At 32.0% G+C, this 18233-nt stretch carries 15 protein-coding genes; 8 read left to right on the forward strand and 7 right to left on the reverse strand.

Annotated features, from left to right (window positions below):
* Positions 1–14: 14 nt before the first annotated feature.
* From P3875_RS03340 to P3875_RS03355, 4 genes are all read right to left on the reverse strand, one after another.
* Entirely contained in the window at positions 15–722 is a 708-nt protein-coding gene (locus tag P3875_RS03340; protein WP_303444840.1) for an energy transducer TonB, read from the reverse strand.
* Between the two features lie 54 nt (positions 723–776).
* Complete coding sequence (locus P3875_RS03345) at positions 777–2816, reverse strand: dipeptidyl-peptidase 3 family protein (RefSeq protein ID WP_303444841.1); 2040 nt, start codon at positions 2814–2816, stop codon at positions 777–779.
* A 139-nt stretch (positions 2817–2955) separates the two neighbouring features.
* Positions 2956–3360, reverse strand: a complete 405-nt coding sequence (locus P3875_RS03350) for a hypothetical protein (protein ID WP_303444842.1) — start codon at positions 3358–3360, stop codon at positions 2956–2958.
* A 111-nt stretch (positions 3361–3471) separates the two neighbouring features.
* A complete protein-coding gene (locus P3875_RS03355) occupies positions 3472–4170 on the reverse strand; it encodes a pseudouridine synthase (RefSeq protein WP_303444843.1) in 699 nt (232 codons plus the stop codon).
* Between the two features lie 41 nt (positions 4171–4211).
* On the opposite strand from P3875_RS03355, the gene P3875_RS03360 reads away from it, so the two are divergent.
* Both P3875_RS03360 and P3875_RS03365 read left to right on the forward strand, forming a co-directional pair.
* Positions 4212–4823 (forward strand): hypothetical protein, encoded by a 612-nt coding sequence (locus P3875_RS03360; protein ID WP_303444844.1) that lies wholly within the window; start codon positions 4212–4214, stop codon positions 4821–4823.
* 10 nt (positions 4824–4833) lie between these two features.
* Complete coding sequence (locus P3875_RS03365) at positions 4834–5448, forward strand: hypothetical protein (protein ID WP_303444845.1); 615 nt, start codon at positions 4834–4836, stop codon at positions 5446–5448.
* Positions 5449–5489: 41 nt separating this feature from the next.
* On the opposite strand, the gene P3875_RS03370 is transcribed toward P3875_RS03365, so the two are convergent.
* Complete coding sequence (locus P3875_RS03370; RefSeq protein WP_303444846.1) at positions 5490–6095, reverse strand: superoxide dismutase; 606 nt, start codon at positions 6093–6095, stop codon at positions 5490–5492.
* Positions 6096–6201: 106 nt separating this feature from the next.
* Here P3875_RS03370 and P3875_RS03375 point away from each other — a divergent pair, with 106 nt between their 5' ends.
* The 4 genes from P3875_RS03375 to P3875_RS03390 all read left to right on the forward strand — a co-directional run bounded on the left by P3875_RS03375 (position 6202) and on the right by P3875_RS03390 (position 14912).
* The gene (locus P3875_RS03375; RefSeq protein WP_303445415.1) at positions 6202–9348 is read left to right on the forward strand and encodes a UvrD-helicase domain-containing protein; all 3147 of its coding nucleotides are present in this window, start codon (positions 6202–6204) and stop codon (positions 9346–9348) included.
* 30 nt (positions 9349–9378) lie between these two features.
* Positions 9379–10572: a glycine C-acetyltransferase gene (gene kbl / locus P3875_RS03380; protein ID WP_303444847.1), complete on the forward strand. Its 1194-nt coding sequence runs from the start codon at positions 9379–9381 to the stop codon at positions 10570–10572.
* 104 nt (positions 10573–10676) lie between these two features.
* Positions 10677–12101, forward strand: a complete 1425-nt coding sequence (locus tag P3875_RS03385; protein WP_303444848.1) for an OmpA family protein — start codon at positions 10677–10679, stop codon at positions 12099–12101.
* 63 nt (positions 12102–12164) lie between these two features.
* On the forward strand, positions 12165–14912 hold the full coding sequence (locus P3875_RS03390; RefSeq protein ID WP_303444849.1) for a PD-(D/E)XK nuclease family protein: 2748 nt from the start codon (positions 12165–12167) through the stop codon (positions 14910–14912).
* Here the strand turns inward: P3875_RS03390 and P3875_RS03395 are convergent.
* Positions 14909–15688: an alpha/beta fold hydrolase gene (locus P3875_RS03395; protein ID WP_303444850.1), complete on the reverse strand. Its 780-nt coding sequence runs from the start codon at positions 15686–15688 to the stop codon at positions 14909–14911. The two genes, P3875_RS03390 and P3875_RS03395, sit on opposite strands and share 4 nt — an antisense overlap.
* An 88-nt stretch (positions 15689–15776) precedes the next feature.
* On the opposite strand from P3875_RS03395, the gene P3875_RS03400 reads away from it, so the two are divergent.
* Complete coding sequence (locus P3875_RS03400) at positions 15777–16229, forward strand: energy transducer TonB (RefSeq protein ID WP_303444851.1); 453 nt, start codon at positions 15777–15779, stop codon at positions 16227–16229.
* Between the two features lie 36 nt (positions 16230–16265).
* On the opposite strand, the gene P3875_RS03405 is transcribed toward P3875_RS03400, so the two are convergent.
* Positions 16266–16847, reverse strand: coding sequence for a tRNA-(ms[2]io[6]A)-hydroxylase (locus P3875_RS03405; protein WP_303444852.1), 582 nt, complete (start codon positions 16845–16847; stop codon positions 16266–16268).
* Between the two features lie 77 nt (positions 16848–16924).
* Here P3875_RS03405 and P3875_RS03410 point away from each other — a divergent pair, with 77 nt between their 5' ends.
* Positions 16925–18142, forward strand: a complete 1218-nt coding sequence (locus P3875_RS03410) for a glycosyltransferase family 4 protein (RefSeq protein WP_303444853.1) — start codon at positions 16925–16927, stop codon at positions 18140–18142.
* The last annotated feature ends 91 nt before the right edge of the window (positions 18143–18233 follow it).

The following is an 18233-nucleotide window of genomic DNA, read 5'->3' on the forward strand; positions in this document are numbered from 1 at the left end:
TTTTAAGAGGTTGCTTATTGTAGAAACTGCTTTTTGTAATAATCTAAATCTTTTTGATTACGAACTTTTATCATAATTGGGAATTTAAAATCTGAGCGTACAGGTAATCCGTTTGCTGTAGCTGGTTTCCATTTTGGCATTGTTTTAAGTACACGAATCACTTCGTTATTTAATTTAGGTTCATTGCTGCCTAAAATTGCAATGTTACTTATACTGCCGTCTTTTTCAATAATAAACCTTACAAGTATTTTAATTTCATCTTGATTTATTTGGTAGGGCACATTAAATTTTTTAATAAATTGCCTGTAAAAATTTTCATTCCCATCAACTGGTTTAGCATTTGTGGTTATATTGTTCTTTGTATCTGGAATAAAAATAGCCAAATTAAAAGCTTTTAAAGCAGTTATTGCATTGCCATTTTCGGTTTTAGGATTCCATTTAGGTAAGGTTTCAAAAGCTTTTTTTAAGTTTGAAGTTAACTGTAAAGAATCATTTTTTATACGTGGATTAAAAACCGAACCCTCTTTTGTAATGGTTAATACAATGGTTAGGTTTAAATCAGCATTCGCATATTTTTGTTTGATTGAATCTGGAATAATAAATTTCTCGGTGAGTAAATCTACATACTCGTTTGTTGGTATTGTTGGCGTTGCTTCAATAATTTGAGCATTCGTTTTAATTGCGCAAAAAATAAAAACAACAACTAAAAATAAGTTTTTCATTATAAATGTTTAAAAAAAGACTGTTTGTTTATGCAAACAGTCTTGAAGTATCAATTAATTTTCTAAAGGTAAAAAGTTGTAATTTTTAGCGTAGTACAGCATTTGCTCAGCAAAAGTTTTAGGGTAAGTTACTACAATATCGGTAATTTCGCCTTTTTCGTTAGTAACAGGTACTAAAACAGGGTTTACAAAACCACGATAAGGTGCTGTGTTAAATTTTTTGGTACGCGCTAAAACTTCAGTATGTAACTTTTTGTCAACTTTTACACCATATGTTTCCACTAAGTTTTTAGCTGCTTTATAATCACCTTCTGATTTTATACGTTGTGTTTCGCGCAATAATTCGCCAAATAGTCCATGTAAACGTTCGTAATTGTTAATTTTAAAATAGGTTTTGTTATCACGAACCACTTTTTCAATAACATTTTCGCTTTTACCTTTTTCAAACACCCAAGCCGAAACCCATTGACGGTTGCGCATATGTGCTTCTTCAATATCGCTACCTGGTTCAATACGCACCAATTGCGTCATTAAACCATTGCGAATGTAATCGTTATAGGCAGTCATTCCTAATTTTTTATAATCGTCCACCAAGCCTAAATCTTGTATTTTTTTATCGTACAAATAATATAAGGCAACTAAATCTGCCCTGCCTTCTTCTAAAGTTGATGCGTAGCTTTTTAAGGTTTCTTTAGGTGTTCCAATACCAGAATTTAATTGGCCCGATGCATGTCCAATTACTTCGTGTAAAGCGGTGTGTAATTTATCGGCTAATTCGCTGTAACGTAATGATAGGTTTATTTCATTTTGGTCAAAAGCAAATTCTTTTAACTTATCGCCACCACCTGCTTTGTTGTATGCATCTATAATATTTCCTAACGAAATTGATTTAGAACCGTGTTCGGCACGAATCCAATCGGCATTAGGTAAGTTTACACCAATAGGAGTCGCAGGTGAAGTATCGCCACTTTCGGCAGCAACTATAACTGTTTTGTACGATACACCAACTACGTTTTTCTTTTTATGTTCAGGCATTAAAGGCGAGCTGTCTTCAAACCATTGTGCGCTTTTAGAAATGACTTCCATTTTAGCAGACATGTCAAAGTCTTTTATTTGTACGGTAGATTCATACGATGCTTTATGTCCTAATGGATCGTTATATACTTCAATAAAACCGTTAATATAATCAATGTTGCCTTCGGTTGCTTTTACCCAAGCAACGTTGTAATCGTCCCATTTTTTTAGATCGCCGGTTTTGTAAAAATCAATTAAAATATTTAAAGCTTCGGCTTGTTCTTTGTTTTCAGATACTTTTACGGCTTTTTCTAACCAAAAAATAATTTTATCAATGGCAGCACCATACATACCGCCACTGCGCCAAACGCGTTCTTCAATTTTACCCGATTCTGTTCGAACTAATTTTGAATTTAATCCAAATGATAAAGGACGTAAACTGTCTGGTTGAGGCATGCTGGCATAAAATTTTTCTACATCGGCAGCATTTAATCCCTTGCCATAAAAATTAACTGCCGAACCTTGCACAAAGCCTTTAGCTTCGTTTAAATTTACTTTTTTAGCATCAACATCGTTAAACAATATTTCAATAATACTGCTGCTTAAATTGGTTTTAGTTTCTTTAAGTAATTTTTGAAGATAGGTTTGCGGAAATCCTGGTTTTATTTTATCGTTTGAATAATGATGATGAATGCCGTTTGAAAACCATATGCGCTTTAAATAAATTTCAAATTTTTTCCAATTATCTGTGGTTTTATCGCCTTTGTAATTAGTATAGATGTTTTCTAAAGCGGTACGTATTTTTAAATTGTATCTGTAATTTTGATCCCAAAAAATATCGCGCCCAGAATAACCCGCTTGGGCTAAATAATACACTAATTTTTTTTCTTTAAGGGTAAGTTTTTCCCAACCGGGTATATCGTATTTTAAAACTTGTACATCGGCAAATTGCTCTGGTACAAATTGTATGTTTTTAAGACTATCAATTCGTTGTGCTTCGTGCTGCATTTTGTTTTCTTTATTGCATGCTGTTAACAAAGCTACTGTTAATGATATAATTGTAAGTTGACTAAATTTCATATACAAATGCATGTTAGGGTAAACAAATATATTAATTATTATATGTAATTGTTAATTTAAATACGTTTTGTAAGTAAAATTTTGCTTGTTTTTTTGAAGTAAATTTTAAATAAAAAAAGCTTTGAAGGGTATCAAAGCTTTAATGTTGTGGTAAAACGTTTTTTAAAAATTCGTTTAGTTGGTCGTATAAATCTTTTGGACTGCTGTATAGTATATGAAAGTTACTTAACGCAAAAAGTAAATCATTCGTATCTGCTTCGGCTTTTTGTAAATAAACAACAGGTTTGCGTTTTGCTTTTGCGTAACCCAATTCAATACACGATGTAACGTTTACTTTAGTAGCTTCAATAATTATAAAATTACTGGTATCAATTTCTTTCATTGCTTTTTGCATTAATTCAGCTTCTTGACCTGCTTCAAATGGGTATTTATCAACAAAAATAAATTGTTCTACGTTTGCTGTACTCATTGCCATACCTAATGCAATAATTTCTTTACTTAATGTTTTTCTTGTTTCGGAATCAACCGATATATATGCTTTCATTAATTTGGCAAATTTTGGTAAAGGTACTAAATTAATTGCTTAAAAACCATGTTGTTTTTACATGATTAAACAGCATTTTGCTTTAAAATACATTGTTTTTGTTTGGTTTTTTTATAAAAAAGGAGTTTTAAAGTGTAACTGCTTATAAACATTTGTGAAAACCTGTGAAGGTTTTGCGGTTAAAGTAATAGTTTGCTTTGTGTTTGGATGTTGAAAAGTAAGTGTGTATGCATGTAAAAGCATGGTTTTCATGTCAAATTTTTCTAACCATAATTTGTTTTGTTTGTTGCAGCCATGAGGTCTGTCGCCAATAATTGGATGTAAAATATGTGCCATGTGTTTGCGTATTTGGTGCATTCGTCCCGTTAAAGGTTCGGCCTGTATTAAACTGTAACGCGATGTTTGGTGTTTGCCGTGAGGTAAATCAATTTCAGTCTTTTCCAACGTTTTTATTATGGTAACAGCATCTTGTAAAACACCGTCGTCACGATGTAGCGCATAATCAATAGTTAATTCATCGGCACAAAAGCCGCGTACAATTGCCCAATATTTTTTTTGTGTTGATTTATTGGTGAATTGTTCTACTAAATTTCGGTTGGTATCTTTATCTAAAGCAAAAAGTAAAACGCCCGACGTTTTTCGGTCTAACCGATGTACTGGATATACTTTTTGGTTTATTTGGTCGCGTAAAAGTTGTACAGCAAATTCTTCGGCATTTCGGGCAATTGGTGATTGATGAACCAATAAATCGTGCGGTTTGTTAATGGCAACCAAATAGTTATCTTGGTAAATTATTTCGAGTGGATTCATTTTGTAAAATTAATTTTATATTTTTATTGAAAAGAAACAATATGAAAAAAATACTATTATTACTTACTTTGATTATTCAAGGAACAATTAATGCCCAAACGTATTACGATGCTAATGCTAATGAAATTAGCAAAAAGGTTTTTGATGAACAGTTACTAAAAAAAGGCTTTTTTGGTGTTACAAATGATTCGCTAAATAAACATAAAATAATGTTTACATGTGATAGAAGGGAAAATGGTACTTTAGGCGATGCGCCAAATTTATTTAAAGTTTTAACTGAAAAGTTACATTTGCCGTTAGATTACAACAAACCATTAATTATTTATTATTACCCAGGTAAAGATCGTTGTAATTCTAGTGGTACAGCAACAAGACAAAGTGAAATGGAATGGCAAGAACAATTAGATAAAAAAATAAAAAAAAATGCCAAAGTAAATACATTGTACGTATATAAGAACGCGAGAGGAATTAGAACAATAAATGATTTTGATTGGAAAAAAGACCCTAATGGTTTAATAGAAAATTTATTTTTTAATTATCATTACCCTTGTTCAAGTTTTGTTGTTATAAATAAAGATAAGTATTGTGCATTTTTTGGAGAATACAGCCATGAAAATGTAGTAAACACTTTAAAAAATGTACTAATCGAATAAAAGAAACAATATGAAAAAAACATTATTACTACTAGCATTTATTGTTCAAACTATAACTAATGCCCAAACGTATTACGATGCTAATGATAATGAAATTAGCAAAAAGGTTTTTGATGAAAAGTTACTTGAATATGGAAATATTAGCGTTACAAATGATTCGTTAAATAAGCATAAAATATTGTTTGTATATGATAGAATTGAAAAAGGTGTTTTAAGTGATGCACCAAATTTATTTAAAATTTTAAACGAAAAATTACATTTACAGTTAGACTATAATAAACCATTGATTATTTATTATTACCCAGGTAAAGATCCTTGTAATTCTAGTGGTGTAGGAGCAAAACGAAGAAAGCAGTTAAAATGGGATAAAGAATTAAATAAAAAAGTTAGAAAAGTAGCTAATGTAAATGTATTAAGAATTTATAAAAGCAACGAAGGCCTTAAAACGTTAAAAGATTACAATTGGAAAAAAGACCCTAATGCATTGATAGAGCATTTATTTTTTAATTATCATTACTCATGTTCAAGTTTTGTTGTTATAAACAAAGATAAGTATTCTGCTTATTTTGGCGAATATGGTCGTGAGGATGTAGCATCTACTTTAGAAAACATATTAAAAAAATAAAATCGCCCCGAAAGGCGATTTTTCCATTTATAAAAAGGATATTATTTAGCGTCTGCATATTTTTTAGCAACAGCATCCCAGTTAACAACATTAAAAAATGCGTTAATATAATCGGGTCTGCGGTTTTGGTAGTTTAAGTAGTACGCGTGTTCCCAAACATCTAAACCTAAAATTGGTGTACCTTCGCAACCAATACCTGGCATTAAAGGATTGTCTTGATTTGCAGTAGCACAAACTTCTAATTTGCCATTTTTAACACATAACCATGCCCAGCCCGAACCAAATTGTGTAGCACCAGCTTTAGCAAAAGTGTCTTTAAAAGCGTCAAAGCTTCCAAAAGCATCGTTAATAGCTGCAGCTAAATCGCCAGTTGGTTGGCCACCAGCATTTGGTGCCATAACTTCCCAAAACAAATTATGGTTGTAAAAACCACCGCCGTTATTACGAACTGCTTTGTTATTTAAATCTAAGTTTTTTATGATTTCGTCAATCGATTTTCCTGCTAAATCAGTACCTTCAATTGCTGCATTCAAATTATTTGTATAAGCTTGGTGGTGTTTAGAGTGGTGAATTTCCATTGTTTTAGCGTCGATATGCGGCTCTAAAGCGTCATAAGAATAAGGTAAATTTGGTAATTCAAAAGCCATAACTATTATATTTTAAAGATTAGTATTATTTTTATTTCAAATTTACGCAAAAAAGTACAGCAACAAAAATTATTGTGGCAGCTGTTTGTTAACATTTTTATAAATTATTTTGGAAAAAAAAGCCTTTACCATATACAATGCTTCGGCAGGTGCCGGAAAAACGCATACGCTTGTAAAAGAGTATCTTAAAATTTTGTTGGGATATACGAATAAAGACGATGCTTACCGAAACATACTTGCTATTACTTTTACAAATAAAGCGGTTAACGAAATGAAATCGCGCATTGTATCGTGTATTTACGCATTTACTTTATACGATATTCCTAAAAAAGAGTATCAATTGTTAGAACAAATTGTTGCCGAAACGCCTTTTACCGAAGCTTATATTCGCGAAAAAGCGAAGCGTGTTTTAAAGAACATCATTCATAATTATGCCGGTTTTGATATTTCTACTATTGATAAATTCACGCACAAAGTAATTCGATCTTTTGCGTTTGATTTAAACTTGCCTTTTCATTTTGAAGTTTCGTTAGATACCGAAGCGTTGTTGCAAGAAGCTGTTGATGCTATTATTGCCAAAGCTGGTGTTGATAAGGAATTAACTAAATTGTTAGTCGATTTTTCCATAAGTAAAGCCGATGACGATAAAAGTTGGGATGTTACTAACGAATTAATGGAAATTGGTCGTTTGTTGTTAAACGAAAATAACAAACAAGAATTGGAAGCTTTTGAAAACATAGAAATGCATACTTTTCTATCATTAAAGAACAGCTTGCAACAACAAATTACACAGTTAAAAACGCAAACTGTTACTTTGGCTCAAAGCGCTTTACAATTGTTAGATACAAATGGTATCGACTTAAAATCGTTTAGTAGAGGTACATTTCCAAATCATTTAATGAGTATTGTTGATGGTAATTTTAATTATACCAACAAAAAATATTACGAGTTTAACGATATACAAATTAACAAAACAGCAAAAGATAAGGTTGCAATAGAACAACTAATTCCCGATTTACTTGCTATTACAAAAAAAATATATCCGCTTTTTGGTAAGGTTTATTTTTACGAGGCTTTTCTTAAAAACCTAGTACCGCTTTCGTTGTTAAATTCTATCAGCAATGAATTAAATCGTATACAAACGGAACAACAAATTTTATCTATTTCGCAATTTAATAAAATCATTTACGAAGAATTAAAAAACCAACCTGCCCCTTTTATTTATGAACGAATGGGCGAAAAATACCGTCACTTTTTTATTGATGAATTTCAAGATACATCCGAATTGCAATGGCAAAATTTAGTACCTTTAATTGATAATGCACTTTCAGGTGCCGATGATTATGGTAAAGAAGGGTCTTTAATGATAGTTGGCGATCCTAAACAAGCTATTTACCGTTGGCGTGGGGGTAAAGCCGAACAATTTATGGAGTTAAGTGCTGGGGAAAATCCGTTTTCAAATCCATCAAAAGCAACCATAAGTTTAGATACCAATTACCGTAGTTTTGCCGAAGTTGTAGATTTTAATAATAGTATTTTTAGGTTTTTGGCAAGTGAGTTTCAAAATGCGGCCTATAAAAATTTGTACGAAAATTATTCGCATCAAAACACTACATCTAAAAAAGGCGGATTTGTGCAAATATCATTTTTAGATCAAGCCGAACTTGAAATGAACGAAACGCTTACAAAAACCGATTTGTATCTTAATCAAGTGCTGCAAACTATAAATAACGTATTGCAGCAAGGTTTTTCGTTGGGCGATATTGTAGTTTTAACTCGTAAAAGTAAAAACGGTGTTGAAGTAGCAAATTTTTTAACCAAAAACGGCATTCGTATTTTATCGTCGGAAACGTTGTTAATTAATAATGCAACCGAAGTGCAGTTATTGTTGAATTTATTACGCTTTATAAAAAACAATAACGATAAAGAAGCCAAAGCACTTATTTTGTATTTTGTTGGTACCTATATTGCTATAAATGAATCTGTGCACGATGTTATTTTTAACGGAATGATGTTAAATAACGAAACTGATTTTGAAAACTATTTAAAAACCTTTAATGTTATTGTTGATTTTAACACACTGCGCAAAAATAATTTATATGTTGTGGTTGAATTGTTGGTAACAGCTTTTATTCCAGCAAAAAAAACCGATGCGTATGTACAGTATTTTCTTGATTTAATTCTAGAACAAACTGTAAAAAAGCAAGCAACTATTGCCGACTTTTTAAATTACTGGGAACAAAACTACCACAAGCTTAGTATACCAGCACCAGAAAACGAAAACGCAGTGCGGTTAATGACTGTTCACAAAGCTAAAGGATTGGAGTTTCCTGTGGTTATTTACCCTTTTGCCGATGATGATTTTTCAAAATCGCGCGATAAAATTTGGGTTGATTTAGAAGAAAATGAACAATTTGCATTGCCAAAAGCTTTAGTAGATTTAAAAAGCGATGTACAAATGTATGGTGAAACAGCGCAGCGCTTGTTCGAACAAAAAAAGCAAGAAGAATTGTTAGATAATTTAAATGTTTTATACGTAGCTTTAACTCGTGCCGAAGAACAATTGTATATTATTAGTAGTTATAAATTTACTTCAAAAGGTACATTGCCCAACACACTTGCTGCTTTTTTTGTAAACTTTTTACAACATAAGGGTGTTTTTAATTCAGAACAACTTCAGTATTCTTTTGGCGAAGCAGTAAAAGTGTCTGGTGAAAAAGAACTTCAACAAAAACCTGTCATCATACAATCGGTGTTAAATACCATACAGCCATCTGTAATAAAAATAGCAAAACGCGAAGCAAAAATGTGGGATACAACACAACAATTTGCCATTGAAAAAGGAAATTTAATTCACGAATTGCTTTCGGAAATCTATACTGCAAATGATGTGGATTTTGTTGTAAAACAAGCAGTTTCAAAAGGCGTTGTTGAGGTTGTTAAAGTGGATGAAATTACAGATCTTTTGAATCAAATTGTGTCACATAGTGATTTACAACCGTTTTTTGATGATGAAAATATTATTTATAACGAACGAACTATTTTACATGAAACCTTCAAAAACATAAAACCCGACCGTGTGGCGTTAAATGGTACAAAAGCCTATATAATTGATTATAAAACAGGTGAAGAGCATGCTAAATATGCCAAACAAATTAATGAATACGCATTGGCAATAGAAGAAATGGGCTACCAAGTGGTAAAAAAAGTGCTGTTATATATACAAGACCATTTAAAAATAATACATTTGTAACACATCAATTTAAAACAAAACAAAAAACATATGTACGGATCAATTAAAGATTTTTTACAAAGTGAAATAGACACCATTAAAGCAAATGGTTTGTATAAAAAAGAACGAATAATTACATCGCCACAAGGAGCCGAAATTAAGATAAATACAGGCGAAACAGTATTGAATTTTTGTGCAAATAATTACTTAGGGTTGTCATCACATCTAGAAGTGGTTCAAGCAGCAAAAGATGCTCTAGATACACATGGTTTTGGTATGTCGTCTGTTCGATTTATATGTGGAACACAAGATATTCACAAACAATTAGAACAAGAAATTGCCGATTTTTACGGAACTGAAGATACCATTTTATATGCAGCAGCATTTGACGCAAACGGTGGGGTTTTTGAACCTTTGTTAGGAGCCGAAGACTGTATTATTTCTGATAGCTTAAACCACGCATCAATTATAGATGGAGTTCGTTTGTGTAAAGCAGCTCGTTACCGTTACGAAAACAACGATATGGCCGATTTGGAAAAACAATTACAGCAAGCAGTTGCCGATGGTCGTCGTTTTAAACTAATTGTAACCGATGGTGTTTTTTCAATGGACGGATTGGTTGCGCCTTTAGATAAAATTTGCGATTTAGCCGATAAATACGACGCTATGGTTATGGTTGATGAATGCCACGCTGCTGGTTTTATTGGTGCAACTGGTAAAGGAACTTTAGAAGCTAAAAACGTAATGGGCCGTGTTGATATTATTACAGGTACATTAGGTAAAGCGTTAGGCGGTGCAATGGGTGGATATACAACAGCTAAAAAAGAAATTATTGATATTTTACGCCAACGTTCACGTCCGTATTTGTTCTCTAATTCATTAGCACCTTCAATAGTAGGCGCTTCGTTAAAAGTATTTGAATTACTAAAGCGCGATACTAAATTACGCGACCAATTAGAATGGAATACCAATTACTTTAAAAAAGGAATGAAAGCTGCAGGTTTTGATTTTATCGATGGTGATTCGGCAATTGTTCCAGTTATGTTGTACGATGCAAAATTATCGCAAGTAATGGCCGATAAATTGTTAGAAAAAGGTATTTATGTTATAGGATTCTTTTTTCCTGTTGTTCCAAAAGATAAAGCACGTATACGCGTACAATTATCAGCAGCACACACCCAAGCTCATCTTGATAAAGCAATAGAAGCTTTTACACAAGTTGGAAAAGAATTAGGAGTAATCTAAAAAAAATCTTATAAAAATGTTAACGGTTTCAATAAATTATTTTGTATATTCGTTGAAACAATTTATTTTTGTCAAAATTACGTAAAGTAGAAAATTGAATAGTTATGAAACAATTAAAAGTATTTGCAGCTGCTTTGTTATTTGCTGGTACAGCAACGCAAGCACAAAATGCTGATCAACCATGGGCAGTAACCGTGGGTGTTAATGCTTTGGACGGTGGACGTTCAAGTGTTGCAACAGACTTTCCAGACCGTTTTGGTCAATATTTCCAAACAGATAACTGGAGTATTTTACCATCTGCTTCTGTTTTAAACGTATCTCGTTATTTAGGTGCAAACGTATCATTTGGTGTTACAGGTTCTGTAAATAAAATGAAAAAAGTAGTTATGTCTGCGGATAGTAGTACAATCGACGGTTTATTTAACGGTCAAAGAACTATGGCAGGTGCCGATTTAATGTACTACGGTGTAGACGGTCAATTCCGTTACAGCATTGGTGGTTTATTAGGTACTAAATGGTTTGATCCTTCTGTACACGTTGGTGGTGGTTACACTTTCTTAGGCAAAGCATCTTCTGGAAATGTAAACGGAGGTTTAGGTTTAACATTATGGTTCTCTGAAAACATTGGTTTAAACCTTTCATCTACTTACAAACACCAATTAGAAGACGAAGGTGTATTAAGAGCTCAAAATGTATCTGTACCAACACATTTACAACACACAGCTGGTGTAACTTTCCGTTTTGGTGGAAAAGATACAGATAACGATGGTATCTTAGATAAATACGATGAGTGTCCAGAAGTTGCTGGTTTAAAACAATTCAACGGTTGTCCTGATACGGATGCTGATGGTGTTGTTGATCATTTAGACGAATGTCCTAACGTATTTGGTGAGCCACAATTCAACGGTTGTCCTGATACTGACGGTGATGGTATAGCTGATAACCAAGATGCTTGTATTGATGAGCCAGGTTTACCAGAATTCAACGGATGTCCTGATACTGATAACGATGGTGTTACAGATGCTCAAGACGAATGTCCTGATGAAGCAGGTCCAAAAGAAAACAATGGTTGTCCTTGGCCAGATTCTGACGAAGATGGTGTAATTGACAGAATGGATGAGTGTCCAGAAGTTGCAGGTCCAGCTTCAAACAAAGGATGTCCTGAAGTTAAAGAAGAGCACATTAAACAATTAAACGATTATGGTAAAACTATTTTGTTTAACACTGGTAAATCTACTTTCCAAGAGAAAACTTACACTGTGTTAGATAATATGGCAAGCGTAATGAATCAATTCCCTAATGCTAAATTCGCTATCGAAGGGCATACTGATAACACAGGAACTGATAAAATTAACGATCCATTATCAAACGACCGTGCAAATGCAGTTAGAAACTATTTAATTTCTAAAGGTATTTCTGCTAACCGTTTAACTGCTGAAGGTTTTGGTTCTAAACGTCCAATCGACGATAACAAAACTGCAGAAGGACGCGCTAACAACCGTCGTACTGAGATTAAATTGATCAAATAATTTTTGATTGAAATATTTTAAAGAACGCCTCGATTTATCGAGGCGTTTTTTTATTTTTATAAAATGGAATCAATTCGTTTTATAGATAAACTTGCAGCAGAAATTGTTAAAGAACATCAACATAATTTTGCATCGGTAGTTGTTGTTTTACCCAATAAACGTGCCCGTTTGTTTTTGTTAGAAAGTCTAAAAAAAACTACTACAACCACTTTTTTTGCACCACAAATTATAAGTGTTGAAGACTTAATTGCATCACTTTCTAAAATAAATGTACTAGATAGTATTGAACTTGTTTTAGAGTTTTACGAGGTGTATAAACAAATTACATCTTTAACCGAACAACAAGATTTTGAACAATTTAGTAATTGGGCAAAAATGCTGTTGCAAGACTTTAACGAAATTGATAGATATCTTTTAAACCCTGCTTATGTTTTTGATTATTTAAAAGATATTGATGTAATAAATCACTGGTCGGTACAAACCGAAGATCAAACCCCTTTAATAAATAACTATCTTACTTTTTGGAATAAATTACCTAGTTATTACAATGCATTACAAAAGCATTTGCTGCAGTTAAATTGTGGTTATCAAGGGATGGCATATCGTTTAGCAGTTGAAAAATTAGATGCATTTATCGATACAAATACAAAAAAATATTATTTTGCTGGTTTTAACGCCTTAAACAAAGCCGAAGAACATATTTTTAAACAACTTTTAAAAAATGGAATGGCTAAAGTGTTTTGGGACACTGATGAATGGTTTTTAAACGATTTTGATCATGGAGCAGGCTATTTTGCTAGAAAAATAAAACAAAATTGGTCGTATTATAAAACGCATCCGTATGAGTGGATTGTGAATGAATTTGCTCAAAAAAAGAATATTGAAATCATAAGTACTCCAAAATCCGTTGGACAAGCAAAAATTGTAGGGAGTATTGTTGAACAATTAGCTGAAAACAATAAAAGTATTCAAAATACAGCTATTGTTTTATCAGAAGAAAATTTGTTAATACCAGTTTTGTATGCATTGCCTAATACAGTTCCTGCATTAAATATAACTATGGGTTACGATAGTAAATCCAATCCTGTACAATTGTTTTTTGCTAAGTTGTTTAAAATGCATGTGAATGCTTTAAATCGTGGAGGAACAAAGGCTGTTTTTTACCATAAAGAGGTTTTAGATGTTTTTTCACACCCTTTGATAGCACATTTGGCCCAAACCAAAAAAGTGGTAGATGAAATTAATAAAAGAAATTTTTCTTTTTTCGATTTTTCAAAATTAGAAACTTATCAAAATGCGAACGATGTTTTACAATTAATTACTTTGCCTTGGGTTGAAGATTCGCTTTCAATTATTGAAAAATTAATGCAATTGATTTTTAAACTTCGTGCGTTTTTAAAAGAGAACAACGACGATGTTTCATTAACATTTTTACATGCATTTTACAAAGTAATTGTACAACTAAAAAATTATCAATTAAAATACCAAGTAATTACATCTCCCCAACAACTAGTCACTATTTATAAACAAATTGCCGATTTAGCCGAAGTATCGTTTGAAGGGGAACCGCTTGAAGGTTTACAAATAATGGGTGTGTTAGAAAGTAGGGTATTGGATTTTGAAAATGTAATCATAACATCGGTTAATGAAGGGAAATTTCCTGCAGGAAAAACAATGAATTCTTTTATTCCGCACGATGTAAAAGTTGAATTAGGTTTGCCTACTTTTAAAGAGAAAGATGCTATTTATACCTATCATTTTTACCATTTGTTATTACGTGCTAAAAATATTTATTTGTTATATAATTCAGATTCTGAAGGGTTAGATGCTGGCGAAAAAAGTAGGTTTATTACGCAGTTATTGTTAGATCCACACGTTAAACATACAATAAAGGTTTCAAATTATTTTGCACAAACGCCAAAAACAATTAATCAATTATTAAATGTTGCAAAATCACCACTGTTACAAAATCGATTAAAAGAAATAGCAACAGGCAACGGCTTTTCGCCATCGGCTATAAGTAATTACATTCGCAATCCTTTTCAGTTTTATATGCAGCGTGTTTTAGGTGTTAGAGAAGTAGATGAGGTTGAAGAAAATATTGCTTTAAATACCCTTGGAACTATAATTCATGGGGCTTTAGAAAGTATGTATTTGCCTTTTGTAGGGCAACAACTTACTTTGCAAAATATTGAAAGTTTGTTTGATATATATGAAAATGAAATTTTAAAGCAATTTGAAATTAATTTCTCCGACACAAAAGAAAAACAAGGCAAAAACTTATTAGCTTTTGAAGTAGCTAAGCGCAATATTTATCATTTTTTAATGCTTGAAAAACAATTGTTAGAAGCAGGTGATGTTGTTGAAATTGTTGGTTTAGAGCAACGCTTATCTGCAGAATTACAACACAGCCAATTACCATATCATGTAACTATTTCTGGTATAGCAGATAGAATAGAAGTTAGAAACGGCATTTTGCGTATTGTTGATTATAAAACGGGTAAAGTGGAGCTTAATCAGGTACAAATTAGTCAAATTGAAGGACTTACAAAAGATATTAAGTTTGAAAAAGCGTTGCAATTGCTTTTATATGGTTTTATGTATTATGATAAAACTAATTTGCCTATACAAGCCGGAATTTACTCATTTAAAAACAGAAAATCGGGTTATTTAATGTTTGGAATAAAACAAGATAAACAGTTGTTTGATGTAATGACAAAGGAAATGCTACATGAATTTAAAGAAGAATTGTCAATAATAATTGCAGAAATTTTAAATAGCCAAATTGCTTTTATTGAACAAGAAAATTAACCGTTTTTCTTTAAAAAATGCAATAAAAGTTCATTAACTAATTCGTTTTGTTCAATGGTTGAAACATGTCCACCTGGTATTGTTTTAAAAGTAACGTCGGCGTCAATAACCTGGTTTTTAATATCTTCAATAGGAATAATGGTGTCGTTTTCGCTTGCAATAATCAATTTAGGATATGGGCCAAAATGCAATAAAGCTTCACGATCCATTCTGTTTTTCATTCCTTCTAACGCAGCTATTATACCTTGTACAGGTGTTTTTAAAGCTTGTTGAGTAAAATGATTAATTTCGGTTTTAAACAGTAGGTGTGCTTGTTCGTTAAATAAATTTTGAGTAGCCATTTGTATAAATGCATTACTGTTTTTCTTTACAACTTCAATTGCACGAGAGCGGTTTATTTTACGTTCGTCAGAATCAGCTTGTGCCGAAGAATTTAACAACACCAGCGCTCTAACATTATCCGGATATAATTCTGCAAATGCCAAAGAAACATATCCACCCATTGAATGACCAACAAGTGTTACTTTACGCAAGCGTAAGTGGTTAATTAAACCAAAAAGCATATCGGCTTGTTCTTCCATGTTATGCACATAACCATAACAATCACTTTTGCCATGACCCAATAAATCAACTGTTATTACACGGTACTTTTTTTGTAAAGCAGCAGTTGTTTTTTGCCACATGGTTTCGTTTTCTAAAAAACCATGAACAAGCAATACGGCATTGCCTTTGCCAAAATCGGTAAAGTTTATAAAGGAGTTTTTGTAATGATACATGGGCAAATTTTTAGCAAAAATAATAAACAATACTATAATTTTAAAGAAACAAACAAAGTTGTATATTTGCTTAAACACTATTTTACTTATGAAAACAAATTTTTTTTATTTACTTTTAATTGGATTATTAACAGTTTCAACCCAAGCTCAAAGCGAAAACGCTGAACAATCAGAAATTACCGAAACAATAGTTTATAGAGAGGTAGATGTAATGGCGAAATACCATGGCGGTTACAATGTTTTGTTAAAAAAGATAGAAGCTGCTACAAAAATATGTAAACGTGGCAAGTTTAAAGGGAAACAGGCATCGGTAATCATTGAAGTTTTAGTTACCGATAAAGGTAAAGTTGCTAAAGTTGATTTTGTAAATGAAGATTTTAGTTTATGTAAAGATGTTATTCGCGAAACTATTGAGAAATCAAATCAATGGGTGCCAGCAATTAAAAACAATAAACCGGTAAATTCGTACATACAGTTTAAAATAAATTTACATAACGGTTACAACAATAAGAATGGTAATGCAGTGACTAGGTTAGAATAAAAAAAACACCTTGGTTAATACCAAGGTGTTATTTTTTTATCCGTGAACGGTTTCTTTTGTGCCGTAATTTTGTATAAGTTGCCCTTCAAAATCAAGCCATTCTTTCCAACGTTTATCAACATCGGTTCGTTCGGTATATTTTTTAGCAAATTTTATAAAAGCAGTGTAATGTCCTGCTTCAGAAATCATTAAATCTCGGTAAAATTTAGCTAATTCATCGTCTTTAATATTTTCAGAAAGCACTCTAAAGCGTTCGCAACTTCTAGCTTCAATCATTGCAGCAAAAAGCAATCTATCAATAAAAGCATCGTTGCGGCTGCCGTCTTTCTTCATAAATTTATAAAGTTGGTTAACATAATCATCTTTTCGTTCGCGTCCTAAAGTATAGCCACGTTGCTTAATAATATCGTGCACCATTTTAAAATGCTCCATTTCTTCAATGGCAATTTCGGTCATGGCTGTAACCAAATCTTCGTGTTCAGAATTATAGGTAATTATAGTAATGGCATTAGTTGCTGCTTTTTGTTCGCACCATGCATGATCGGTTAAAATTTCTTCAATATTACTTTCGGCTATATTTGCCCAACGTGGATCGGTTAATAATTTAAGTCCTAACATTTAATAAGATATTTTTTTGCAAATTTACAAATTAAATAACATTAGTGTGTTTTGAAATTAACTTAGATATTTGTTAAATGAACAATAGAATTTTAATTATAGGTTTGGTTTGGCCCGAACCTACATCATCGGCAGCAGGTTGGCACATGTTGCAGTTAATTCAGCAATTACAGTTAATTACAAAAGATATTCACTTTGCTAGTGCAGCATCAAAATCGGTAGCATCATTTGCATTAAATGAAATGCAGGTACAAGAACATACAATTGCATTAAATAACGAATCGTTTAATACGTTTATTAGCAATTTACAACCAACTATTGTGGTTTACGACCGTTTTGTAACCGAAGAACAGTTTGGGTGGCGCGTAAAAGAATGTTTGCCAAACGTTTTAACAGTTTTAGATACCGAAGACTTACATTTTGTTAGAAAAGCACGAACGATTGCGTATAAAAAAAATATAGAAATTAATTACGACTCCCCAGATTGTTATCGTGAATTAGCTGCGATTTACAGATGCGATTTATCGCTTATAATTTCACAATTTGAATACGATTTGTTGGTTAAAGAATTTAATGTTTCTCCAAATCAATTACTGTATTTGCCTTTTATTGAACACGATTTACAGATTGACATCTTTAATAAATTGCCGAATTTTCATCAACGAAAAAACTTAATGTTTATTGGTAATTTTATTCACGAACCTAATTTCGAAACGGTATTACAACTTAAAAAAGTATGGCCCGAAATTAGAAAAAGAATAAAGAATATTGAAATACATATTTACGGAGCTTATCCAACACATAAAATTAATCAATTGCACAATGTAGCAACTGGTTTTATTATTAAAGGAAAAGCTGATGATGTAAACACAACCATGCAAAATTACCGAATTTTAACAGCGCCCATTCCATTTGGTGCGGGGTTAAAAGGTAAGTTTATAGATGGTTTTAAAAATAAACTGCCTAGTGTAACCACAAATATTGGTAGCGAAGGAATTACAGCAGATAATTGGGCGGGTATTATTGCTACGAATGAAACCGATTTTGTAAATGCTGTTTACGAATTATATACCAATGAAGAAAGTTGGGATAATGCAGTGGTAAACGGATTGTTAATTATAAATACGTGTTTTTCTTTTAAAATTTGGAATGGGGTTTTAGCGAATTTATTGCTGAATTTACAGAATAATTTAGAAGAACACCGTAAAAAACTAATCATTCAAAAAATATTGTGGCATCAAAGTTTACAAGCTTTAAAATACATGAGTTTATGGATTGAAGAAAAAAATAAGTAACCAATTAAGTATTTAAATATTTGTTTTTTGCATTAGTCAATAATATTTTAATGCAAGTGGTAAAAAAATGCTAAAAAAGATAGTATATTTG

It is taken from the genome of Myroides sp. JBRI-B21084 (assembly GCF_030545015.1).
Taxonomy (GTDB): domain Bacteria; phylum Bacteroidota; class Bacteroidia; order Flavobacteriales; family Flavobacteriaceae; genus Flavobacterium.